Origin of the sequence: Aeoliella straminimaris (assembly GCF_024054565.1) — a bacterium.
Lineage (GTDB): Bacteria > Planctomycetota > Planctomycetia > Pirellulales > Lacipirellulaceae > Aeoliella > Aeoliella straminimaris.
The window spans coordinates 271,281-294,343 of the sequence record NZ_JAMXLR010000026.1 but is presented as its reverse complement, the minus strand read 5'-3'; the positions used below and the strand labels follow the sequence as shown (position 1 = coordinate 294,343).

Below are 23,063 nucleotides of genomic sequence, written 5' to 3'. Positions count from 1 at the left end.
CGATGCAATCAACCTTCGGGAAGGGCCGCTTCCGCAAATCCAACTAAATCTCCTACCCGCCAGAGAGTCGCTAATACCCGCATCAACCGAACCAAAATGGCCCCGATCGGCTAGCATCGGGCCAAAATGGCAGGCGCAATCGGATATTCGGATGCGATTAGTCCTGAGAATTCGGAGCCCCGTCGATGCTGGGAAATGCCACCTGATACCGGCGTAGGAGCACTTCGCGGAGCCGATCGCTCTTCTGTTGGATCAGCAGCGATTCGTTGTGGTGCTGCTGTTGTACCTGTTCCAATAGCTGATCGGTGGAGAGTCCTCCCGACGGGCCATGCTGCGTTTGCCACACGGTCATGGCCTCGCCGTACAGATCGGCGCCATGCTGGTACCAGCCCTCCAATTGGTGGGCAAACTGCAGTGCCTGCGGATCGACATTGTCGTTCATGGCGGCCTTCACGGCCTTGGCGCCATACTGGTAGGCGCGGCGGCGGATCTCCAGCACGCGGAACATGTTGTCTTGGTTCAAAGCTCTGTCAGCCGTCGCCTGCAACCTAACAACTTCTTCGCGGATACTTGCCAGTTGCGACCAAAAGGCCAGCGTGTGCTGTCGACGCTTCAGCACCTCCGGCGGCAGGTCGACGGTCGCCTCGTCCTCGGCAGCGGCAGCCGCGATGTCGGCTTCTGCTTTGGTGAGGCTGGTCACATCCAGACGCAGTGCTTCCAACTCGGCGTTCAAGGCCTCCGCTTCTTCCTCCGCCGTGGGAAGTTCCATGCCCTCGGGAGGGTCGAGTCGCCAGTCCTCGGGAAGCTGGTCCATGACTTCCGCTTCAGTCAATGCGGTGTATGCCGCGGCGTGCAGATTGAGATCCAGGTAGCGAGCACCCAACCAGACACCGACGGCAACTGCTGCAATGCAGGCAGCAATTTCCAGCAGGCTGGCTCCTCGACGGCCGTGGTGGTTCCGACTGATCGCCAAATAACGGATGCCAAACATGGTTTTGTGTCCCCGGGTAACGTAGAGTCTCAACGGTTGGGCTCGCTGCTTGTACTCCACCAGGAGCACTGCGAACCACGCGCATAGCGCGTACGCGGTACAAAGTTCCACTTCAACCCTAGCTCATTGGGAACTGCCTAAGCCAAATTGGGCAGAATGCAACGTCTCGCCTGCAACCCGGCGCGCGAACACGCGGGTCGTAACGAATGGGCCGGCTTACCGGCGGCCAGATCAGAGACGCATCTCGGCGGGATGACGGACGGGGGGCCTACACGCTGGCTGCCCGCCGCGATTCGCGGCGGCGATCCGTTTCCTTCAACAGAATCTTGCGGAGGCGTATCGTGCTTGGGGTAACTTCCACCAGCTCGTCGTCGTCGATGTATTCCAGGCAGGCTTCCAGCGACATCTCGCGCACCGGGCGGATTTGGCTGTTATCGTCCTTGCCGGCGGCGCGGATGTTAGTGAGTTTCTTGCCACGGACCACGTTCACGACCAGGTCGCCTGCCTTGCAGTTTTCGCCAACAACCTGGCCTTCGTAGACGTCGTCGCCCGGTTTGACGAAGAAGGAACCGCGATCGTACAGGCCATCCAAGGCGTAAGCGGTTACCTGACCTGGTTCGTTGGCGATCAACACACCCGACTGACGGTGCGGCACGGCGCCGCGCATCGTTTCGTATCCCAGCAGGGTGTGGTGGATCACTGCATTTCCCGCGGTGGCCGTGAGCAGGCGGCTACGAAGGCCGATCATGGCCCGCGCCGGAATGGAGAATTCCATGTGCACGAAGCCACTGGTGCCCGTTTTGTAGCCCATTTTGATCAGTTCCGCCCGGCGGTCGCCCAGCAGGGACATCACCGAGCTTTGGTGCTCGTCGGGGACGTCGATTACCAGCAGCTCGATCGGTTCCTCCTTGTGTCCATCCACATTCCGCAGCACGACGTGGGGTTTGCCGACACACAACTCGAACCCTTCGCGGCGCATGTTCTCGATCAGGATGCCCAAGTGCATCAGGCCGCGGCCACTCACCCGGTATTGCTCCATGGTCTCGCCCGGCTCCACCCGCAGGGCGACGTTCGAGCGCAGTTCGCGCTCCAGCCGGTCGCCAATCTGGCGGCTGGTCAGGTACTTTCCGTCACGACCGCTAAACGGGCCATCGTTTACCCGAAACGTCATGTGCAGCGTGGGTTCGTCTACCGTAACCGCGGGCAGGGCTTCGGGCTGAGCGGCATCGGCGATGGTGTCGCCAATGTTAATGGGATCGAGTCCCACCACGGCACACAGGTCGCCCGCCTCCACGCGCTTCGTTTCCGTTCGATCCAGCCCCTGGAACGACAGCAGTTGCAGAATCTGCTGCTGCGTGTTCTCGCCGTGGCGGTCGATCACGGCGACTCGCTGTCGGGCTTCGAGTGCTCCGCCGAACACGCGGCCAATCGCGATACGACCCACGTAGTCGGAATAGTCGATACTGGTTACCAATAGCTGGGTGGGGGCTTCGACGTCGGCATACCGGGGCGGCGGAACCCACTCGACGATCGCTTCGAACAGGGCCCGCATGTCCTGCCGGTCGTCGTCCAGCGAAGTGGCCGCCCAGCCCTCTTTGGCCGATGCATAGACGGTCTGGAAGTCGAGCGCCTCGTCGTCTGCACCAAGATCCGCCAACAGGTCGAATACTTCGGAAACCACCTCGTCGGGTCGCGAGTCGGGGCGATCGACCTTGTTCACCACCACCAACGGGCGCAAACCGCAGGCCAGCGCCTTTTGCAGCACAAATCGGGTTTGCGGCATGGGGCCTTCGAAAGCGTCGACCACCAGTAGGGCCCCATCGGCCATGGTCAGCACGCGTTCCACCTCGCCACCAAAGTCGGCGTGGCCGGGGGTATCGATCAGGTTGATGCGATAAGTGTCGCCGTCGGACGCCTGGTAGGTAACGGCGCAGTTCTTGCTGAGGATGGTAATGCCCCGTTCTCGCTCGAGATCGCCGGTGTCCATCACCAGGCCGTGCTGTCCGCCGGCGCGGCGGTCGAGCTCCTCGGAACGGTACAAGCCCGATTGGTACATGAGTTTGTCTACCAGGCTGGTCTTGCCGTGGTCGACGTGGGCTATGATGGCAACGTTGCGCAGGTGGGCCGTATTGGGCGTCATGGCAGGAAGAATGGGAAGGCGGGGCGGAGCGGGTCGCGATTCGGCCAGATGGCTATCGCCTGAGGGCTGGGGCGAATCGGATGTTGTACTCCCCAGCCGAACGGGTTGTATAGCCCAGTCGGGATGCGCCTGCACAGACGGGGAGAAATTCGGGTGAAATAGGGCTGGGCGGGGGCGAGGCCGACGACAGCCTGCCGATATCAAGAAACGCCCGCTCGTGCTGTCAAAGGTTGTTGGTTAGGCAACCAGTACGTATAATTCACGGCGTGAGGGGGCAACACAGGCGAACGACTGACGCAGGACTACGACGACCCCCCGATGTCGTCCTGCGCCGTTTCCCCGATCCGACCCCACCCCCTGCGGGAAGCGATTGTGCCCGATAACGCGCACGACACCAACGAACCTGCCACAGACCCACAGTCGACCGTCGCCGAGGCCCGACCCCAGGTACTTTGCTTGGGAGGCAGCCACGATCAGGTTGTCGCGATCCAGGAGCGCTTCGGCGATCAAGTGGACGTAGTCCGCGTGGGCTCCCCTGTTCGAGCAATGGCCGAACTGGCCCGTGGCGAATTCATCGGCGTCTATGCCGATGCCGAGCATTTCTCCGCCGCGTTCGATGCCGGGCGGGTGATGCGGAATCAGCACGTTCTGCAAAGCATGCCCGATGGCGTTGTGCTGCTGAACAGCGAGAATGTGATCGTCTGGAGCAATGGCCGCTTGTGCGAATGGGTGGGCGAGCAGGACCTGGTGGGCAAAAATCTGTACAGCGTGCTGGGGGACCCCGAGATCCTGGGCGCGGACTTCTGTCCCTTCAATCGTGCCCTCACTACCGATCGCCCCAGCGCCAGCACGCTGCGATGTGGCGACAACCGTTGTTTCCGGGTGCATGCCGCACCGGTGTTCGACACCACCGACCCACAGAAGCATCTGATCGTCACCCTGCGGGACGTCACCGACGAGTACCACGAACAGCAAAAGATCGCCAACATTCATCAGGCCGGCATCGAGTTGGCTGACCTGACCACCGACGATGTGGCCGATATGGACTTCATGGCCCGCATCGATCTGCTGAAGGACAATGTGCTGCACTGCACCGAAGACGTGTTGCAGTACGATGTGGTCGAAATTCGCATGCTCGATCAGGCCACCGGCGCGCTGAAGCCATTGTTGGCCGTCGGCATGAAGCCCGAGGCCGAAGCCCGCACGCTGTGGGCGCAGACCGAAGGCAACGGTGTTACCGGTTGGGTGGCTGCTACGGGGAAGAGCTACCTGTGCGAGGACACCAGCAAGGACAGTCTGTACCTCGAGGGGAGCCAGGACGCCCGCAGTTCGATGACCGTGCCACTGATGCTGCACGACGACGTGATCGGCACGTTCAATGTCGAGAGCCCCGACGTCAAGGCGTTTACCACCAGCGACTTGCAGTTCGTTGAGGTGTTCTGCCGTGATCTGGCCGTAGCGCTCAACACGCTTGAGTTGTTGGCCGCCGAGAAACTCAACACCGCCGCCGCCAGCGTCGAGGCCATCCATAGCGCTGTCGCCCGCCCCGTCGACGATATCCTGAACGACGCGGTCAATGTGATGGAACGCTACATCGGCCACGAACCGGCCGTGGTCGAACGCCTGCAACGCATCCTGATGAACGCCCGCGACATCAAGCAGGTGATCCAAAAGGTGGGGCAGACGATGGCCCCCATCGAGGCCCGTCCGGCGGCGGCCCGCATCGAGCAGCGTCCGGGATTGGTTGGCAAACGCGTGTTGGTGGTGGACGAGGATGAGAGCGTCCGCAGTGCTGCCCATGCCCTGTTGGATCGCTATCACTGCGTGGTCGAGACAGCCCACGACGGCAACGAGGCGGTGTTCATGGTGCGTAACCTCGGAACGGCGCAGCAGTACGACGCCATTATTTCCGACATCCGCCTGCCCGATATGTCGGGGCACCAACTGATGTTGAAATTGGCCGAAATGAGCGAGCGGGTGCCGCTGATTCTGATGACTGGTTTTGGCTACGACCCCGGGCACTCCATCGTCAAAGCCCGCCAGGCTGGGCTCAAGCACGTGCTGTACAAGCCGTTCCGCCTCGATCAGTTGCTCGAGGCCGTGGAGCAAACGGTAGTTCCGATTGTCTAACTGGTCTTCTCTCGGCCTGGGCCATCCGCCCGGTCTTCGGTTCTACCTCAGCCGTTCGTCTCCATGGTTTTTGCCCGCCTCTTGTTGTTCCTCGTCGCAGCCGTGGGGCACACAGTGTTCTGGGTGGCCATCGTCAATCGCACGCATGCTTACGGTTGGAATCGCAAGTTTGTCGACGTCTTGATGCTGGGGTGCGTGTTGCTGGCCGGCTTCGGTTTGTGGCCGATTGCGCAGTTCGCCGCCGGGCCGCATTATCCCAGCCTGGCGCCGCGGTTGCCACATTCGGTGGCCGACTTCTGGGGATGGGCTTCGCTCACGCTGGCGGCCGTTGCTTTTGTGCACAACGCCTTTCGCTACTTTCACCGCGAGCGGCGTGGCGGCGTGGCTAGCCGGAGACGGACGCCCATCGAATTGGTGGCGGGCGAGCCCACCGACCTGCTGGCGGCAGGCATCCCGCGACTACTGGGTGGTCTGCCCGGCAATCAGGTCGTCTCGCCGATCCGCGTGGAACTCGACCTGCTGGTGCCCGATCTACCGCCACGGTTCGAGGGCCTGAAGATCGCTCACCTTACCGACCTGCACATGTCGGGACGCATCATTCGCGACTACTACGATCAGATGGTCGATCTCACCAATGCATGGCAGCCTGACCTGGTGGCCCTGACTGGCGACATCGTGGAGCAGGACGCTTGCCTCGACTGGATCGACCACTCCCTGTCACGACTCGAGGCCACCGAGCATCGCCTGTTTGTGGTAGGCAACCACGATACCAAGAGCGACTTCGAAGAAACTCGCCGGCGGCTCGAGCAGTGCGGCTTTGTGAACGTCGGTGGCCGAGTGGTGGAACTGCCGCTATCAGGCGGGCGGCTCGTCGCCGCGGGCAACGAAGCGCCTTGGTTCCTGCCGGTGCCCGATGTATCGCAGCTTGGGCCGCGAGAGGGCTCCGAAGACGAACTCCGCCTGGCGCTGCTGCACACGCCCGATCACTTTGCGTGGACACAGCAACACGGATTCCATGTAGCCCTGGCCGGACACAACCATGGCGGCCAGGTTCGCTTCCCGATCCTCGGGGCGCTCTTAACCCCTAGCATTTATGGCACCCGTTACACCCAAGGCGTATTCTCCGACCGCGGCACCGTCATGCACGTTAGCCCTGGTACCAGCAGCCTGTCGCCCATCCGCTGGGGCTGCCCACCGGAATTAAACCTGATCACGCTCCGGCGGGGCTAAGTCAGCGGCGAAGCCCGCCTAGAAGTATAGAATCGCCGTACCAGGGTGCGCTCTGCGACCCTCCACTCTGCTGTACAACGCCTACGGCGTAGGGTCAGCGCAGACTATGTGGCACGTGCTGTGTAATGTATGCCGAAGGCATACCACAGCAAAGCGAAGGGTCGCGCAGCGCACCCTGGCGAAGGGTTACCACCAAACGATTAAACCCCAATGGGGTTTCACATCAATCCCAAGCATAACGCTCATCCAGTTCGACGCCGTATTTCGTGCAGAGGCGTCGGAATTCGTCCTGAAAAGACTCTTTTCGGTGATGTTCCTCTTGTGTTGATATGTACGACTTAATTGCGTTTACATGCGAAGGACTGATCGAGAATGCTCCGTAGCCTTGCTGCCAGTGAAAATGTTCCAGCTGTGGATTTTCCTCTTTGATCCATTTCGAGGAGTCTCGTTTTAGTTCGCGAACCAATTCGGAAATACTACTTGTCTTGCCCAGTCGCAGTAGTGTATGAACGTGATCCTCGGTGCCGCCGATGCTGATTGCGGGAGAGCCTTGATTCTTGCAGACTCCAGCCAGATAGCGATGGGTGTGATTACGAAACGCCGCATCTGCCAGAAAGGGGGTTCGCTGGTTTGTAGTAAACACTAGGTGAATGTAGAGTTGGGCCAAAGATTGCGGCACGGTGAAAATCCGTCGGAGTGTGAGGAGATACAAGGATCCTATTATACCAGGGTGCGCTGCGCGACCCTTCGCTCTGTTGTATAACGCCTGCGGCGTAGGGTGTTTTTGCACGCCAGGGTGCGCGTCGAGCAACATATGCCGAAGGCATATCACAGCAAAGCGAAGGGTCGCGTAGCGCACCCTGGGAAACCGTTGCCACAACACCACAAAACCCCAACGGGGTTTCACTCTGTGTCCTGTTTTTCACCCGCGATCGTGAGCAAGTCGTGCAGTTCGTCGGCCTGCAGTTCCAAAGGCAGCGATTCTATCCGCCCGTCGGCGTAGGCCGCAATCAACCTTCCTGGATGTGTCACTTTCTTGTTCTGCAGTAATTGTAGTATGGTCTGTTCGTCGATATCTTCCGGCGACATCCACTGCACAGCATGGTCGGAAGAGACTTCCACGACCAGCAACGTCTCATTGGCACCATCGAGCAGGTCGTCGACGCGAGTGCCATCCGCACCCTTAAAGACGAACTCGGGTCCAACGACAACGCAGTACGTCGTCATCGATGCGTCGACGCTGCCCGGCAAGCCGGGGCACCGATAGACTTCCGGCATCGCCGCAAGGACCTCTGCATTCACGGGATCATCCCACGGCTTCTTGAAGTCGATTCGCTCGCACAGATCCGGACGGTCCAAATAAGGCAAGAGCAAGCTCCGCCAGCTGTGCAGTCGATTGCCCGCATCGTCCACCGTATAAGCAGGTGGGAACTCTCCGCGAGTGGACTCGTAGTTGATCAAGGCAACCGCCAGTTGCCGTAAATTATTCTGGCAACCCCAAGACTCTGGATGGACTCGCGGGCCCGGTGCTGCAGGGACCAGCAAGAAAACCAAAACGATCACGGCTGTTACTGCCAGCAGCACGCGTACCCCTGGTGTGCTCAAGCCATGGCGACCAGCCTGCGGATGCTCGTCCGGATTGGCGTGGCGTCCCGTCATGATCCTCCTCCTTCCCCGATGAGATGCCAGCCATCTCGACTTCGCTCCCGCTCAGACGGTTTATTCCCACTGCGGCTCCCGCCCTTCCGCGTGAGCCTTCAAGCCTTCGCTCGCCGCCTCGGTCGTGCGGGCGGTGGCCGTGGCGATCGCTCCGCTGGCCAGGTCGGTCAGCAGTTTCTCTCCCACCGTTTCCATGAGCAGGCGTTTGGTCAGGTTCACCGCCTGCGGCGCGGCGCCCGCGCACTGCTGGCCCACTTCCATGCCGCGGGCCCACAGCAGGTCATGCTTCACCAGCTCGTGATAGATGCCCAGGCGATGGGCTTCGGCCGCGTCGAACGTTTGCCCCACCACGGCCAGGCGAGCCGCAGCGGCCGCTCCCGCGCGGTAGGCCAACAGCGGGGCTACCACGCCGGCCACCAATCCGTATCGCGCGTCGGGCACGCTCAACTCGGCGGCGTCGCACGCCAGGATCAGGTCGCTGGCCATCAGCAGAGCCACGCCCAAGCCGCTGACTGGTCCGTTCACGGCCGCGATCATCGGCTTGGGAAAGGCCAGCATTTCTCCGATAAGGTCGCCCAGGTCGTCGGCCTGTTCGCCCCACTGCTGGTGACGCCAGGCGGGATCGTCGGCGGCCTGGGCCTGGTCGGCGGCAAGTTCCGCCATGTCCACCCCGGCCGAAAACACGTCGCCCACCCCCGTGAGAATCACCGCTCGAACCTGCTTTTCGAGATACAAGTCACCCAGCGCCTGTCGCAGGTCGTCGACCATGGCGCGGTTGATGGCGTTCGCGGCCTCGGGACGGGAAAGCACAATCGTGCCCACCGGCGGAGTGATCTTCACTTCAACGGTGCTGCTGGACATGGGGATTACCTTCGTGATGAACCAAATAAATGGTCGGTAGATTGCCCTGAATATTCTCGGCTATCGTTTCCGTTTCAACCACCCGCTCGCTGGGTGAACCGACGAATCCCAGTCTACCAGCGTTTTGGCAACGCTCGTCGGCCAGAGGTGCTGGTGTTCGTCATCGCCCAACGAATACACCAGCTCCGTGGCGTAGCGACCACTTGGCGGACTACCCTTCACCCCGACCAGTTCGAAGTGGCCCAGTTCTAAGGATTGCCAGCAGGCGTTGCTGAGGTCGACGATTACATCGGCATTCGCCGCACCTGTGGCGAGATCATTTCGTTCCAGTTCAAGGAGCTTGTCGAGCGCTTCGGGGGCTAGTGTCGGCAGTGCCACCAGCATTGCATGGCCTCCATCGTCGACCTCCAGCCACAGTGGCGCGGCGTGACGCGGCTGTTCGATCATCCTACCCAGGGTGACTGCCGTGGCCAGACCGTCCCAGTCATGCGCGTCGAGCGGCAACCCCTCGTACGCGGCCGCCAACACCAGCGAACCGGGCGAAAGCTGCGCGGATACCACGATGCTGGCCGACGATTCGCTGGCTTCCACCACCGGCGCTGCTCCCAGTTCGACGTAGGCCGCCTGCAGCACGGCGTCGTCGTTCAGTTCCTCGCCCGTGGTGCGGTCCGCGAGCGTTTCGCCTGCGGCCAGCCATTCGACGATGGTGGTCGAATTGGCGACCGAGCGAACCCGCGCCACACTGGTGGCATCGCAGTGCGACTCGCACAGCGCGCGCGCGAGTTCCAGCGTGACGCGTTCCACCGCGGCCGGATCGACGGAAGCCAGCACCTGCAGTTCGGGCTGCAGAAACAGCTCGCGGCGGATCTCTTTCATCATTTCGAGTAGCCACTGGCCGCCGTCACGATGCGCGGGCGAGGCGGGCAGCACCAGCACTCCTGCATCGGGCACCCCGGCCAGGACGCGGCGGAGCGTCTGGCTGCTCGATCCATGTGGCAGACAGGCTAAATGCATAGGGAAATAGCAGGCTGGGTTGTTGCGAATTGGCAACGTCCACCGGCGGTGCCGTTGTGAAACCACCACGGCGGTGGCCCGACGGAAACGGGTGTTGCGGCGATACCTCTCGACGTAAGTCTCGCTGCTGCAAGCACTTGAGGTCAAGGGGTCGGCCAGCCGCGTGGTTCGTGGCGCGGCGAGTGCAATGAGAGGCGTCAGAGCTTTTCTCGCTACTCGTCGCCCCGAGCCAAAGGATTCTGCCGTGCCACGCTCACGCACTGCCGCCAAGCCCGCCAAGCCCCGCAACGGACACTCGCACCCCACCTCCGCCAAGTCTAAGAGTAAGGCTGGACGCCCCTCGAACATTCAAAGCTCCGAGGTCGACGATGAACTCGACCACGAAGATGATGCGTTTCACGCTGAAGAAATCGATCACGAAGGAGAATCGCACATCGACGATCCGGTACGGATGTACCTGATGCAGATGGGCGAGATTCCGATGCTCAACCGCCAGCAGGAGATTGCCGCCGCTAAGCGGATCGAGTCGGCCCGGTTGAAGTTCCGTCGCACCATGTTGTGCAACGACTACGTGTTGCAAGCCGCGGCGGACATGCTCGAGAAGGTCCAGCGGGGCGAGCTACGGCTCGATCGCACCATCGAGATCTCGGTGACCAACACTGCGGAGAAGAAGCGAATTCTCAAGCGGATTGGTCCGAACCTCGACACGATCCGTGCCCTGTTGGCCATGAACAGCCACGACTACGCCCTGGCAATCAATCGCACGGTTCCCCTGCGTGAACGTCGCGAGGCGTGGCGAGAGCTGATTATCCGCCGCAATAAGGTGATTCGTCTGGTGGAGGAGATGAACCTCCGCCTGCAGAAGCTGCTACCGATCATGGACGAACTGCACCAGATCGGACATCGCATGGCGACCATCAAGCAGCAACTGGCCGAGCCCGATACCATTCACGGCGATGCCTACCGAATCGAGTTGGAGCACGAACTGCGGTACCTGATGCGAATCACGCACGAAAGCCCCGCCACGCTAGCCCACCTGGTAGCCCGCACTGTCGAACGCCGCGCTGTCTACGATGCTGCCAAGCGGCGTCTGAGTGCTGCCAACCTGCGACTGGTGGTCTCGATCGCCAAGCGGTACCGCAACCGCGGATTGAGCTTCCTCGACCTGATTCAGGAAGGCAACACCGGTTTGATGCGTGCCGTGGACAAGTTCGAACACGCCCGGGGTTACAAGTTCTCGACCTACGCCACGTGGTGGATTCGCCAAGCCATCACCCGGGCCATCGCCGACCAAAGCCGCACCATTCGTCTGCCGGTGCACATGATCGATACGATGAGCAAAATTCGTGCGGTGGCGATGGACTTCTTCCAGGTGCACGGCCGCGAGCCCAATCCGGAGGAGGTGGCCGAGAAACTGAACATGCCGCTCGACGATGCCCGCTGCATCCTAAAGATGACCCGCCAGCCGCTGTCGCTGGACCAACCGGTGGGCGATCACGAGGACAACTACTTTGGCGAGTTCCTGGAAGAAGGTCGCGACGACGACCCGTTGTACGACACGCACATCGAAGCCCTGAAGAATCGCCTGCAGGACGTGATGAGCGAACTCTCGTACCGCGAACGGGAGATCATCCGCCTGCGATACGGCCTGGCCGATGGCTACAGCTACACGCTGGAAGAGGTTGGCAAGATCTTCAGCGTCACCCGCGAACGCGTCCGCCAGATCGAGTCGAAGGCGGTCCGGAAGCTCCAGCAACCGTTCCGCGCTCGCAGCCTGCACGGCTTCCTGGATGGTGTGGAAGAACCGGTAGTGGATTGATTCCAACTCTCCCTCTAATGCACTTCGTAGCCGGAGTCGCAAGACTTCGGAGTCACCTGGTAACGCTCTGAACTCTTGCGAATCCAGCTACAAGCAAACCCTAAGCACTCTTGGGGATTACGAAGGTATCGATTTCGAGTCGCACCAGACGCTCGATCAGTTCGCGATAGCTCATCCCGCGTCGCAGCGGGTCTTTGCCCAGCAGCGTGTGGACGATCGACGCGACCGGCTTGGGCAACTCGGGGCACACGCTGCGAATGCAGGGGGCTTTGCCGCCACGGTGCAAGGCGATCAACTCGGCCGGGTCCTGGCTGGTGAAAGGTGGTCGGCCCGAGAGCAACTCGTACATCACGACGCCCAGGCTGTACTGGTCGCTGGCGATGCTGGCCGAGTAGGCGCTGGTGACCACCTCGGGGGCGATGTAGGTGAAGCTGCCCATCACGCCCTTGGCCAGGTTGCCATGATCGTCCCCTTCGCCGCGGGCGAAGCCCAGGTCGATCAGCGTGACGTGCCCGGTGCTCGAGAGCATCACGTTCTCGGGCTTGATGTCGCCGTGGACCATGCGAACCGAATCGTTCAATCCGGCCAGCCCCTCGGCCATCTGCCGCACCACCCACAATACTTCGCTGAGCGTGGGTTTCCAGCCGGTGTCGAGTCGCTGGCGAAGCGTCGTGCCTTCCAATAGCGGCATCGTTGCATAGAACGGTGGTTGCCGCACATTGGCCGACAGGATTGGCACCACGTGCGGGTGCGAAACCTTGCTGCCGACCATGACTTCGCGGCGGAACATCTCGATAGCCGCGGTGTCGCGCCACCACTCCTTGCGAAGCATCTTCACCATGTAGGCGACTGGTTGCGACTCGCTGGCGTCGGCCGGCCGAGCGGTGTACAGGCGAGCCAGGTTGGTCTCGGCCACCTGGCGCACCAATTGCCATGGTCCCGCGCGCCCCACCAACTTACGGCGGAGCGGCGGCTGTTCGCCAACGACTTTAACCAGGCGAGTGGAATCCGATACCATTGTGGGCATAGCGAGTCCGTCGAAGCTGCAGCGGCGCTGAGGATAAGCCGGGATTCGCGCCGCCAATCGAAGTTTGGGTCTTAGGACTGAATCGGTTGCCCAGGCGGCAGACCTTAACACTTGCGGAGATTCGAACGGCTGCTAGCACAAGGTGGGTAAAGGAGCGGAAGTTTGCGGGCCGCGAGTGTGAAGCAACGCTTGGTGTCTCGCGTCGGTCGTGCGTACCGGCGGCGATTAAAAGCCACCTGGATCGGCGGGGCCGCCAACGACTAGATCCGATTCAGGGCCCTCTATCATGATCTGGCAGTTGGGTAGAGCTGCGGTGAGTCGCTCCACGGCGCCGTCGGGAAGGTTGGCCTTAATGGTCAAACTCTGCAGACTTGGGAGCTTTTCGAGTTCGAGCAACATGTGCCTGGAGATTTCCATATCGCACAGCTCCAGGGATGTCAGGCTACTGGAATTCATCAGTCCCGATAGGGCATCTTCTGTGAGCGGCGTACGAATGAAAAGCGATCGTAGGCTCTTGCAGTTCGAGAGATGCTCCAAGTCCGTTTCCGCTAACGGAGGATGGTCGCCGTCTGCTTCGAGTTGCAGTACCTCCAAGCCTTCGAAGCGAGGTAAGATCTCCATGTCTTCAGAAACTGGAAGGCATACCGTGGCCGAGACAATAGGGTGGTTGCGGTACTGGCCATAAAAAGCCGTTGCTTGTGTTCCCATCATATGCGCGCCGTGAATTTTCCCAGTCGCAGGATCAAGCACAGCGCCTCCGATTCCTGATTTTAGGTAGCGCAATTGTAATTGATTTTTCTCGGCTTCGAGGCGGGCCAGTTTCCAGCTCGCCGCCTGCCATGCTGCTACTACACAAAAGCCGGCCACTAGCAGTAGTGACATACGCAGCCCGAGTTGGGGTCGGAGAGCTTGCCTTGCGATAGACATGGCCATCAGCGATGGAGAAGGGAGGAGCGGGGCACAACCTATAGCAACCTGATTGTAAGACTACACTCCCACCCGAGCAACTTGGGGCGGTGCGCGCTAGACGCCCACCAGCTGCGCAAAAACGCTTCGAGCCGCCGCTATATCGTCCGTGCCTGCAATGATCGCCCGGCCATCGGGAAAAAGCGTGAGGGTAAATTTTTCGGTTTCGGCGCGAAGCAGGAACTCGTTCACCATGACGTCGGCCACGCTTTCCAGCGACTTGGCGATCGCTTGGAGGTCGAGCTGCTGCTCGGCGTCGGGGCGAAGTTGCACGGCGTTGCGGCCACATAGCACGGCCGACTTGCTGCCGCGGCGACCTTCGAGCCAAGGGAAGTCACGCTGGCCGCAGGCCCGGCAGGTGCCCGACTCCTGGAGCTTGGTGAGATCGACCTGCCGCAGCGAGTTGCGCCACAGATCGACAATGGTGAGGCGGCGGCTGATGGCCGTGGTATTGCCACTCAGCAGTTTCATTGCTTCGGCCGCTTGCACGGCGGCCACCATGTTCACGGCCGGCCCTATCACACCCGCCGTATCGCAGGTGGGCGTCACACCCGGCGGAGGCGGTTCGGCCAACAGGCAGGCCAGGCAGGCCGTCTCGCCCGGCACGATGGTCATGCACTGTCCCTCGCTGCCGATCACGCCGCCATACACCCAGGGTACGCCGTTGGCCAGCGAATAGTCGTTCAGCAGGAACCGCACTTCGAAGTTATCGGTGCCATCGACAATGGCGGTGCATCCTTCGGCGAGGTCGGCGATGTTCTTGTGGGTCACGTCGCCCACGATCGGTTCGACTTGGACCTGGGAGTTGATGGCCTCGAGCTTCCGCGCCGCGGCAATGGCCTTCGGCAGGCCGGCGGCCACGTCCGCTTCGTCGTAAAGCACTTGCCGCTGCAGATTGGAGAGTTCGAGGAAGTCGCGATCGACAATCCGCACATGCCCTACGCCCGAGCGTACCAGCGTGTTGGCGATGGCCGAGCCCAGTGCCCCGCAGCCCACCACCAGCGCCGTGCTCTCCAGCAAGCGCTGCTGTCCCTGTTCGCCGAGCGGCGCAAATCGCACCTGCCGCGAATAGCGGTCGAGCGGGCCGGCGTTAGAGTCGTGGTGAGACATGGGGACCGAATCGTACCATGGCCGCCTCGGGCGTGGCAAAACAAAAATCATGGCCAGCGCGGCCAGGTTACGTGCCTTTCTGAGCCAGCTCAAATCGCGTGTTGTACTTGCTCACGCGGTTGTCGTTCTGCACGATCTGTAGCTCCAGCTCGTACTCCATTTTTAGTTCGCTCGTTGAGTAGCACGGATCGACCACCTTGGTGGTCAGCGTGCCGTCGCCGCTTGGCCGGAGCTTGAACTCGGCCGGCAGGGTTCGTGAGGCGTTGCTGTAGGGACCTCGAACCGCGCCGGTTACAGGGGGCAGGGCTGCACTTTCGTCGGCAACGATAGGCGTCACCACCAGCACGGCCAGCGCCACGTCGGCCGACGTGCATTTTACACTCGCGCCTTCAATCAAGCTCGCTCTCCTGACGGCGGGCTTCGGCGATGGCCAGTTCCTGCCGCTCGAGGGCCACTTTGAGCACTCGCCCGGTGGCCGATTCCTCGCACGCGGCAACTTGTTCGGGCGTGCCGGTGGCTACCACGCGGCCACCGTCGCCCGCTGCGCCGGGACCGATATCGATGATGTAATCAGCCGCTTGCAGCAGCGGCACGTTGTGCTCCACCACCAGCACCGAGTGCCCCACGTCGATCAGGGCATCGAAGCAGTCGACCAACTGCACGACGTCCGAGAAGTGCAGGCCGGTGGAGGGTTCGTCGAGGATGAACAGCGTGCGGCCACGGCGCTTGGCCGAAAGATAGCCGGCCAGCTTCAGTCGCTGGGCCTCACCGCCCGAGAGCGTGTTGGCCGGTTGGCCGAGTCGCACGTAGTGTAGCCCCACGTCCAACAGGCACTTGAGCTTCGCCTGCAGCTTGGGGTGACCGCGGAAGAAGCGGAACGCGTCGTACACGGTCATGTCGAGCACTTCGTCGATCGGCACCCCACGGTACAGCACTTCGAGCACCTCGGGCCGATAACGCCGCCCCTGGCAGTCGCCGCAGGTCATGTAGACGTCGGCCAGGAACTGCATGTCGACTTCAATTTGTCCCGCTCCGCCACAGCGTTCGCACCGTCCGCCTTCGACGTTAAAGCTGAAGTGGCTGGCCGTGAGCCCACGAAGAGTGGCCTCGGGCTGCTCGGCGAACACGTTGCGAATGGGGTCGAACGCCTTGACGTAGGTCACCGGGTTCGAGCGCGGCGAACGCGCCACGGGCGACTGGTCGACCAGCACCACGTCCTCCAGTTGACCGCTGCCGATCAGTTCGTCGTACACGCCGGGCGGTTCGTCGAGTTTGCCGTTCGACTTGTGCAATCCTTCTAGCAACGCCGGATACACGGTCTGCTGCACCAGCGTGCTCTTGCCGGCGCCGCTCACCCCGGTCACGGCAGCGAACACGCCGAGCGGGAACTCGACCGTGATGTTCCGAAGATTATTACTCCGGGCGCCGGTGAGCTTCAGCATCCCGTTTTCGGCAGGTCGCCGATTCGAGGCGTCGCCCAAGAGCCGGCGTCCGGCGAGCCAATCGCCCGTCAACGTGCCTTCGGTAGTGGTGAGTTCCGCAGGCGGGCCATGAAAGACGATGTCGCCTCCCTCGGTACCGGCCAGCGGGCCGAACTCCACCACTTCGTCCGCGCCGGTGATCAGCGTTTCGTCGTGTTCGACCACCAGCACTGTGTTGCCACGATCGCGAAGTTTGCGAATCGACTCCAACAGCCGCTGCGAGTCGGTGCGGTGCAGTCCGCTGGTGGGTTCGTCCAGCACGTATAGCATGTCGACCAGCGCCGAGCCGAGCGTGGTAGTCATGGCGACGCGCTGCGCTTCGCCGGTGCTCAAGGTGCGCAGCGGGCGGCCGAGCGTCAGGTAATCGACGCCTACTTCGGCCAGATAGCCTAGTCGGGGAACGACATCGGCCAGCATCGGCCGCGCGATCTCGGCCTTGGCTTCGTCCAACTGAAGCGAGCGGAGCCAGGAGAGCGTGTCGCGAATCTCCATCGCGTAAACGTCGGCCAGACTGTAGCTGCCGAGCTTCACGGCCAACGCCTCGGGCCGCAGTCGAGCCCCACCGCAGGTCGGACAGTCGCGGTACGAACGCCAGCGGCTGAGGAACACCCGTAGGTGCATCTTGTATTTGCGTTTTTCCAGCCAGCGAAAGAAGCCGTCGAGCCCGCCAAAGTCGCGCTCGCTGACACCGTGTTCGACAATGTTCCGTTCGGCGTCTGTTAGCCCATTCCAAGGCACGTCGACACGCAGTTGGTAGTCGTCGGCCAGGGCCAGCAATTCCTGCAGTTCGTGCGAGTAGGCCGGCGTGTTCCACGGTGCGACGGCCCCGTCTTTCAGACTCTTCGTATCGTCCGGCACGACCTTCGCCATGTCGATCTCCGACACGCTGCCAAATCCCTCGCACTCGGTGCATGCCCCCAGCGGGCTGTTGAAGTCCAGCAGGCGTGGTTCGGGCCGGGCGGCCGACAGGTCGCACTTCGCGCAGTGCAGGTCGGTTCGGAAATCGAGCCGCGACCAGGTGCGGCCATCGATAGTCACCGCGCCCGACTCGTCGCCGTACAGCACGGCGCACTCGCCATGCCCTTCGCCGAGGGCCGTTTCGATCGACTCCTGCACGCGGCTCGATTCGGTGTTGCCGGCCGTAATGCGATCGACCACCACCAGGCTGCCAGCCTGGTCCTGGAAGTCGGCAGCCGAAAGCTCATCGACCGTGGCGGTACGTTCGCCGACAATTACGCGCAGAAAGCCAGCTTCGCGCAGATCGGCCAGCGTGGCGTCGGCTTCCTCTCCGGCCAGGTCTTCGCGCAGGAAGCATATCATCACCCGCGCGCCTGCAGGTAGTGTCATCAACTCGGCGGAGATGGTCTCGGCCGAGTGCTCGTCGACCACGCTGCCGCAGTTTACGCAGTGTACGGTTCCGGCCCGGGCGAAGAGCAGCCGCAGGTAGTCGGCCACCTCGGTAGTGGTGGCCACGGTGGTACGGTTCGAGCGGCTGCCGTTTTGCTGGGTGACCGCAATCGTCGGGGGCACGCCATCGATGCGATCGGCGTCCGGCTTATCGAGCTGTTCGAGGAACTGCCGGGTGTAGGCCGAGAAGCTCTCGATGTAGCGCCGCTGGCCTTCGGCATGCAGCGTGTCGATGGCCATGCTGGTCTTGCCGCTGCCCGAGACGCCACAGAACACGGTGAGCTTGCCCCGCGCAAGATCGAGATCGACCTCCCGCAAGTTATGCGTTCGCGCTCCCCGCACGACGATCGGCTGCTTTGGTTTCATACGGCTGGCGATAAACCCGTCCGGAAAAACCTCTTATGATAAACACGGCCAGCCAGAAACGCTAGATGGTACAACCGGCCAGAAACATCGCCCAGTCGGCCCAGGGCAGGGGGGGCGAGCCCGTTTTTCAGGGGTGCTAGCGATCACGGGCGGTTAGGTCGCCTTCGGCTGCATTTCCTTATCGCCGAAGATCAATCGCCGCGCCCAATCGTTCGTAAACACCCCTGCCGGATCGAAGCGGCGACAGCAGCTTTGGAACTCTTCGAGTTGCGGGTACAGTTGGCGGACCGTTTCGTGGTCGACTGGGCAGAACTTGCCCCAATGGGGCCGCGCGGCGAACATCGTCGCCGTGAGTTCGGCGAGCACCTTGGCGAAGAGCCTGAAGCCCGCGCGATCGCTGGGCCTGGCGTAGGCGATGAAACTCACCGCGTAGTACGGCAGCTGCTCGCTGCTGGCCATCGACAGGGCCGTATCGTCGGCCAGAACCTTACGAACACAAATGGGGTAATGGTGCACGTACGCACCATGCAGCCGCTGGAGCTCGTCCGCGATGCCCAGCCTGTGCGCGGCGGTCAGCCATTCTTCCTGCAACTCCGTGTCGCCCATCGCGTACTGCAGCAATTGTTCTACGAATCCCAGGGCTTCGTCCAGTCGATCGCTGCGGACGAACACTTCAATCTCAATGTGGCGGAACAGCTCGTGTTCCATGGTCAGGATTCGGGGCGATTTGTCGACAACGCGCCAGTTGCGGATCACGGTGTTCAGTGCCACGTGGCGATAGAAGAACTCGATCAGCCGACGAACCTTGAGCACCCGGGCCAGGAGCAGCAGGTTCAGGTGGAGCCCCACGTCGACGCACAGAAACCAGTACACCTGGTATAGCGGCGCCAGATACGAGCGGCGACTCTTGCTCTCGCGACGATGCTGCACCAAATACTTCCACACGTGTGGCATCAGGTAGAACTGCTGCAACGGGTATTCGCTCTCGGCCGCGATGACCGGTGGCAACTGATCGAACAACTGAAAGTGCTCCTCCACCCGGTACTGGTCGCGGCAGCGCATACCTATCGAGACCACGATGCCCAAACAACCCAGGCTGCAACGTGCCGAGCGCAGGTCGCCGGGTTCCGAGACCAGCGTTAGGGTCGGAGCGCCGCTGGTGGGGTCGTAATGGGCGATGGTCACATCGTCGACGTAGTGAGAAATGCTGTGTCGCCCCGAACCATGCGTGCCGGTGGCGGCAGCGCCGGCGATGGACTGCTCGGTGATTAGCCCCAAGGTCGGCAATGACAGTCCCTGGCGGTCGAGCACGGCAACCGCGTGCTTGATGCGACAGCCCGCCGCGATGATGGCCCACGTTTCGTCGCCGCGCTGCTCTACACTCACGCTATTCAGGTGACGCAGGTCGAGCACCACTTCCTCTTCGCGTGGGGCTTCGCTCCAGGAGTGTAGCGCTCCGATAGCGCGGATGTGCTTTCCCTTGTGCTCGGCGAGGATCGTCAGCAACTCCTCCACGGACCTCGGGGTGAGGCAGAACTCCGGGGTGAACTGCAGATTCCGGCCGAAGTTCCTGATCGTACGCATGCGATCCCCCCGTGTGTGTCGGAAAGCCGGATCGTAGCAGAGTCGCGCCACGGGGCACAAGCAAAGCTAAGAGGGCTCGGCATGTGAAGTGAAGTTGTTGCGTCGTTGCGGCTGGCCGCCATAGAATGCGGACTGCTCACTACAGCGTTTCCGCTCAGTAAGAAGGGTCAGGTGATGACATCCCATTGTACTATCTGCGGCTTGCTCGCCGCGGTGTTTCTGTCGCTTTCATCCGGTGTCCAGGCGGAGCACGGCGTGGCGATACCGGCCGCCGAGCGCGAGAAGATCGTATCGCTGGTGGACGAACTGGTCGCATTGGGCATGCCCGATGTGGCTGGTGGCGAGTACTTCGTCGGCCCGGCCTACGTGCAGCAGCAATTGGATCCGGCAACCGAGTCGACTGCGGTGCCGATGCAGTATTCGCGGATCCAGGAAACGGTGCCCGACTCTGGAGAGATGATCTATAAGTACATTGTGCCGGGACCACACTTCCGTCTGGCCGATGGAAGCTGGCTGATCAGTCTGGGGTATCTGGTAAAGCCCGACGACCGTCTGCAGGTATTCACCCGGCAACTCACCAAGCGGGACCTGGACAACGTGCTGGAGCAGGCCACGGTGGAGTTTGCGTTTGAGCCAGACGAAGACTTTGCCGAGTGGTTCGCCGACATTCGGACCGACGACCTGGATACGATGAAGCAAGGCGTCGAGCAAGGTGTTTCGCTGTGGCGGTACTTGCAGTTGCCTCGCAATAACACGACGCTCGGTGTCTGTTTTTTGCTGCGAGCCGGCGCCAGCGATGCAGATGTGCTGTGCTACACGATTGCCGACAGTCGGTGCCGCGACTACTGGAGGATGCAGCCTTGGTTGGAAGGGGCCACGCCGTTTGATCCCACCGAACAATTCGAAGGTTTCGAGCAGGCCGAGGAAAACTGGGAGGCCGAGCACGAGACCTATTCCGTCGAGCCGCTAAACGTGGCGTTTCGCCGCGACTTGCATCGATATTTCTTCCACATGCTCACTCAGGACGATCGACCTTACTCGGCCGAGCTGACTGCCAAGCTGGCCAAGGCCACCCTCGACCAGGGCGATCCTCAGCACCGGGCGGCGAAGGTCGACGCGCTATTGGCCGCCCTCGAGTTGCCACCGCAGCCGGCCGATGACGCTGAGCTGGCCGACGTGCTTCGCAGTTGGGGCAGGGCCGAGCGGCGGATGGTGGTGAAAAACTCCTCGGACGATGGCAACGCCAGCATCACCACTGAGTTCGAGATGGTCCATGCTGGATTCACGCCCAGCAGGCAGAACCTGCCCAAACTGTTTGATTTGCTAGACGACTCCCGCCCCACTCGTTGGATCGACCACGATGGGGCCCACAGCGTTGGTGAAAATGCCTTGCGGGCGATTGCCATGGTGCTCGAGCAGAGTCCGTGGGAGCTCATCGATCGTGATCCAGCCGCGCCCTGGACGGAGCAATCCAGGCAGCAGGCGAACCAGGCGTTGCGCAAATGGTGGGAAGCCAACCGCGACGATTACGAGCCGGCACCCGAGTGATCGCGATGCCCTTGGCACGAGACGACTGTTAACGCAACAAGCCCGCTGCCGGGTAGGGGAATCGGCCGGCAGCGGGCATTGTTGGTTGCGTTGCCGCAAAGGGGGTGAGTTGAACCTAGGCGACGCGGCGGCGAGCCAGGCCAATCAGGCCAAGGCCACCGAGGCCTACCAGGGCCAGGGTACTGGGTTCTGGCACCTGCAGCAGGGCAACTTCCGAGAACTGGAAGTTCGTTGGTGCATTGCCTTCGTAGCGCACCAGGTCGGTGATGATTACCACGTACGCACCGTACTCGGCGCTCTCGGGGAAGTACTGCGCTGGCGCCGTTTCGTAGCGGCCCTCGGTTACTGCGGAACCACCAACTTCCGAATAGGCCGGAATGCCCGTGGTGCCGTCGTAAACCAGTGTCAGGTCATCGGCAATTGCCGTATCAGCGATCTCGGCGGCCGAACCAGCCATGTTGGTGCCGTAGATCTGCACCATGCCGGGGTCGCGGCTGGCGTAGTCGTTGGCGGTGGTGAATTGCACGCCACCAATGGCGGCGGGCGAATCGAGAACCACCACAAAACCAGTCGGGCTTGTCTCTAGTTCGCCCGCGTTGTTCAGGCCGGCGCCTTGAAAGCTCAGGTACTTCGAGCCGGTGTCATCGTCGATGCTCTGCGCCGGACCTTCAGGACCGGGGAAGTTGGTATAGGGATCAAGCGATCCATCCGAAATCAACTGTGTAGCCGCAACGTCGTCGCCCGGTGACGTAACGTCCAAATAAGCGGCTTTCGAACTCGCGGTCGCCGCAACCGCGCAGGCGCATAGCGCCAGCACACTCAAACATCTCATGAGCCAATCACTCCCGGTGCAGAATTTAAGGATGCACGCTTGAATAAAGAAGGAACACGAAAGAGCACGGCGCTCCCCGCGCCGCGCAAACGATAGCTGCATCCGCCTTCGTGTTACTAAGTCCAGAAAAGGGGCGTTGCGTAACGCTTTAAAAGAAGAATTCGCGAAAAAAGCACGAAAAAGTGACAAAGCGCCGAACGTTGGCGTGAAGGCTGCGGACAACCTAACGCGAAATCCCATTCAGAACCGCGTTGTTCCGCCGGCGCAACATTGCCCGGTCATTCAGCGTCTCGCGGTGCAGCCGATGATTCGCCGTTTCGTGGCTTTCAATCGGTCTACTGGTCAGCACCCGTCCCTACTCCTCCACCCAGTGGGGGTCGTTTGGCGTAACGTTTGTCTTGAACACGATGTACCGCCAGACGCTGTCATTGAGGTTGCGGGCATTCAACATGCACATGCAGCAGCGAGCTTTGGAGATTCAGGACGTCTGTCGCGCGAAGTGTCCAAAAATCGTTGTTGAAATCGCCTACCCAACAGGTCTAATAATGGCGGTTCTTTCTGTATACGCTGGTTCTTTCACAACTTCAGCAGGCTCTAAGCTCTCGGCGAAGAGCTGTAGGGTGGCGCTAGCGGTGCGCGCTGGGGTTGGCCGCTGGCTCCGCAAACGAGAGTTGGGGAGCAACTGCTGAATCCCCCACCCTCGAGTGAGTTTTGGGCCAACTAGCTAAACATGCGGAGAACAACGCGGCGAGTTTTGTCCCCTCCCTCGTTTGGTTTGTTCGAGATAACAAGGGGTTTCGCCAGTCGGGGGGGACCAAAACCCCAGGAGTATTGGTACCGCGAATGTTGTTCCCCCAGTGGTGGCCCAAAACGAGTTGGCCTAACCAGACGGAAGTAG

At 61.5% G+C, this 23,063-nt stretch carries 17 protein-coding genes; 4 read left to right on the top strand and 13 right to left on the bottom strand.

What is annotated here, in order from left to right; translation table 11 throughout:
- Window positions 1-157 precede the first annotated feature (157 nt).
- Together NG895_RS08050 and typA are read right to left on the bottom strand one after the other, a co-directional pair.
- Window positions 158-991: a hypothetical protein gene (locus tag NG895_RS08050; protein ID WP_252851960.1), complete on the bottom strand. Its 834-nt coding sequence runs from the start codon at window positions 989-991 to the stop codon at window positions 158-160.
- Window positions 992-1,259: 268 nt separating this feature from the next.
- Window positions 1,260-3,131, bottom strand: a complete 1,872-nt coding sequence (typA, locus tag NG895_RS08045) for a translational GTPase TypA (protein WP_252851959.1) — start codon at window positions 3,129-3,131, stop codon at window positions 1,260-1,262.
- Window positions 3,132-3,503: 372 nt separating this feature from the next.
- On the opposite strand from typA, the gene NG895_RS08040 reads away from it, so the two are divergent.
- Both NG895_RS08040 and NG895_RS08035 read left to right on the top strand, forming a co-directional pair.
- Complete coding sequence (locus NG895_RS08040; RefSeq protein WP_252851958.1) at window positions 3,504-5,261, top strand: hybrid sensor histidine kinase/response regulator; 1,758 nt, start codon at window positions 3,504-3,506, stop codon at window positions 5,259-5,261.
- Between the two features lie 63 nt (window positions 5,262-5,324).
- Window positions 5,325-6,491, top strand: coding sequence for a metallophosphoesterase (locus NG895_RS08035; protein WP_252851957.1), 1,167 nt, complete (start codon window positions 5,325-5,327; stop codon window positions 6,489-6,491).
- Window positions 6,492-6,714: 223 nt separating this feature from the next.
- Here the strand turns inward: NG895_RS08035 and tnpA are convergent, their stop codons facing one another.
- The 4 genes from tnpA to NG895_RS08015 form a co-directional block, all read right to left on the bottom strand.
- A complete protein-coding gene (gene tnpA, locus NG895_RS08030) occupies window positions 6,715-7,170 on the bottom strand; it encodes an IS200/IS605 family transposase (RefSeq protein WP_341871435.1) in 456 nt (151 codons plus the stop codon).
- A 224-nt stretch (window positions 7,171-7,394) separates the two neighbouring features.
- A complete protein-coding gene (locus tag NG895_RS08025) occupies window positions 7,395-8,150 on the bottom strand; it encodes a DUF1559 family PulG-like putative transporter (protein WP_252851955.1) in 756 nt (251 codons plus the stop codon).
- Window positions 8,151-8,210: 60 nt separating this feature from the next.
- A complete protein-coding gene (locus tag NG895_RS08020; protein ID WP_252851954.1) occupies window positions 8,211-9,011 on the bottom strand; it encodes an enoyl-CoA hydratase/isomerase family protein in 801 nt (266 codons plus the stop codon).
- 60 nt (window positions 9,012-9,071) lie between these two features.
- Window positions 9,072-10,025 (bottom strand): acyclic terpene utilization AtuA family protein, encoded by a 954-nt coding sequence (locus tag NG895_RS08015; RefSeq protein ID WP_252851953.1) that lies wholly within the window; start codon window positions 10,023-10,025, stop codon window positions 9,072-9,074.
- Window positions 10,026-10,212: 187 nt separating this feature from the next.
- Here NG895_RS08015 and NG895_RS08010 point away from each other — a divergent pair, with 187 nt between their 5' ends.
- Window positions 10,213-11,844 carry a sigma-70 family RNA polymerase sigma factor gene (locus tag NG895_RS08010; protein ID WP_425267213.1) on the top strand — a complete coding sequence of 544 codons (1,632 nt, stop codon included), beginning with the start codon at window positions 10,213-10,215 and terminating at the stop codon, window positions 11,842-11,844.
- Between the two features lie 100 nt (window positions 11,845-11,944).
- On the opposite strand, the gene NG895_RS08005 is transcribed toward NG895_RS08010, so the two are convergent.
- The 6 genes from NG895_RS08005 to NG895_RS07980 form a co-directional block, all read right to left on the bottom strand.
- Window positions 11,945-12,871, bottom strand: a complete 927-nt coding sequence (locus NG895_RS08005) for a serine/threonine protein kinase (RefSeq protein WP_252851951.1) — start codon at window positions 12,869-12,871, stop codon at window positions 11,945-11,947.
- A 225-nt stretch (window positions 12,872-13,096) separates the two neighbouring features.
- A complete protein-coding gene (locus tag NG895_RS08000) occupies window positions 13,097-13,753 on the bottom strand; it encodes a hypothetical protein (RefSeq protein ID WP_252851950.1) in 657 nt (218 codons plus the stop codon).
- 141 nt (window positions 13,754-13,894) lie between these two features.
- Window positions 13,895-14,947, bottom strand: a complete 1,053-nt coding sequence (locus NG895_RS07995) for a ThiF family adenylyltransferase (protein ID WP_252851949.1) — start codon at window positions 14,945-14,947, stop codon at window positions 13,895-13,897.
- A gap of 67 nt (window positions 14,948-15,014) precedes the next feature.
- A complete protein-coding gene (locus NG895_RS07990; protein WP_252851948.1) occupies window positions 15,015-15,344 on the bottom strand; it encodes a hypothetical protein in 330 nt (109 codons plus the stop codon).
- Window positions 15,337-18,201, bottom strand: coding sequence for an excinuclease ABC subunit UvrA (gene uvrA / locus NG895_RS07985; RefSeq protein ID WP_252851947.1), 2,865 nt, complete (start codon window positions 18,199-18,201; stop codon window positions 15,337-15,339). The genes NG895_RS07990 and uvrA overlap by 8 nt, the downstream gene beginning before the upstream one ends.
- Before the next feature lie 153 nt (window positions 18,202-18,354).
- Window positions 18,355-19,785 carry a D-arabinono-1,4-lactone oxidase gene (locus NG895_RS07980; RefSeq protein ID WP_252851946.1) on the bottom strand — a complete coding sequence of 477 codons (1,431 nt, stop codon included), beginning with the start codon at window positions 19,783-19,785 and terminating at the stop codon, window positions 18,355-18,357.
- 174 nt (window positions 19,786-19,959) lie between these two features.
- Here NG895_RS07980 and NG895_RS07975 point away from each other — a divergent pair, with 174 nt between their 5' ends.
- Entirely contained in the window at window positions 19,960-21,333 is a 1,374-nt protein-coding gene (locus tag NG895_RS07975) for a hypothetical protein (protein ID WP_252851945.1), read from the top strand.
- A gap of 115 nt (window positions 21,334-21,448) precedes the next feature.
- On the opposite strand, the gene NG895_RS07970 is transcribed toward NG895_RS07975, so the two are convergent.
- Window positions 21,449-22,165, bottom strand: a complete 717-nt coding sequence (locus NG895_RS07970) for a PEP-CTERM sorting domain-containing protein (protein WP_252851944.1) — start codon at window positions 22,163-22,165, stop codon at window positions 21,449-21,451.
- Window positions 22,166-23,063 lie beyond the last annotated feature (898 nt).

Coding starts and splice junctions, on each gene's coding strand:
- NG895_RS08050 (WP_252851960.1), bottom strand. CDS start 991: ATGTTTGGCATCCGTTATTTGGCGATCAGTCGGAACCACCACGGCCGT.
- typA (WP_252851959.1), bottom strand. CDS start 3,131: ATGACGCCCAATACGGCCCACCTGCGCAACGTTGCCATCATAGCCCAC.
- NG895_RS08035 (WP_252851957.1), top strand. CDS start 5,325: ATGGTTTTTGCCCGCCTCTTGTTGTTCCTCGTCGCAGCCGTGGGGCAC.
- NG895_RS08025 (WP_252851955.1), bottom strand. CDS start 8,150: ATGACGGGACGCCACGCCAATCCGGACGAGCATCCGCAGGCTGGTCGC.
- NG895_RS08020 (WP_252851954.1), bottom strand. CDS start 9,011: ATGTCCAGCAGCACCGTTGAAGTGAAGATCACTCCGCCGGTGGGCACG.
- NG895_RS08015 (WP_252851953.1), bottom strand. CDS start 10,025: ATGCATTTAGCCTGTCTGCCACATGGATCGAGCAGCCAGACGCTCCGC.
- NG895_RS08010 (WP_425267213.1), top strand. CDS start 10,213: ATGAGAGGCGTCAGAGCTTTTCTCGCTACTCGTCGCCCCGAGCCAAAG.
- NG895_RS08005 (WP_252851951.1), bottom strand. CDS start 12,871: ATGCCCACAATGGTATCGGATTCCACTCGCCTGGTTAAAGTCGTTGGC.
- NG895_RS08000 (WP_252851950.1), bottom strand. CDS start 13,753: ATGTCACTACTGCTAGTGGCCGGCTTTTGTGTAGTAGCAGCATGGCAG.
- NG895_RS07995 (WP_252851949.1), bottom strand. CDS start 14,947: ATGTCTCACCACGACTCTAACGCCGGCCCGCTCGACCGCTATTCGCGG.
- uvrA (WP_252851947.1), bottom strand. CDS start 18,201: ATGAAACCAAAGCAGCCGATCGTCGTGCGGGGAGCGCGAACGCATAAC.
- NG895_RS07980 (WP_252851946.1), bottom strand. CDS start 19,785: ATGCGTACGATCAGGAACTTCGGCCGGAATCTGCAGTTCACCCCGGAG.
- NG895_RS07975 (WP_252851945.1), top strand. CDS start 19,960: ATGACATCCCATTGTACTATCTGCGGCTTGCTCGCCGCGGTGTTTCTG.
- NG895_RS07970 (WP_252851944.1), bottom strand. CDS start 22,165: ATGAGATGTTTGAGTGTGCTGGCGCTATGCGCCTGCGCGGTTGCGGCG.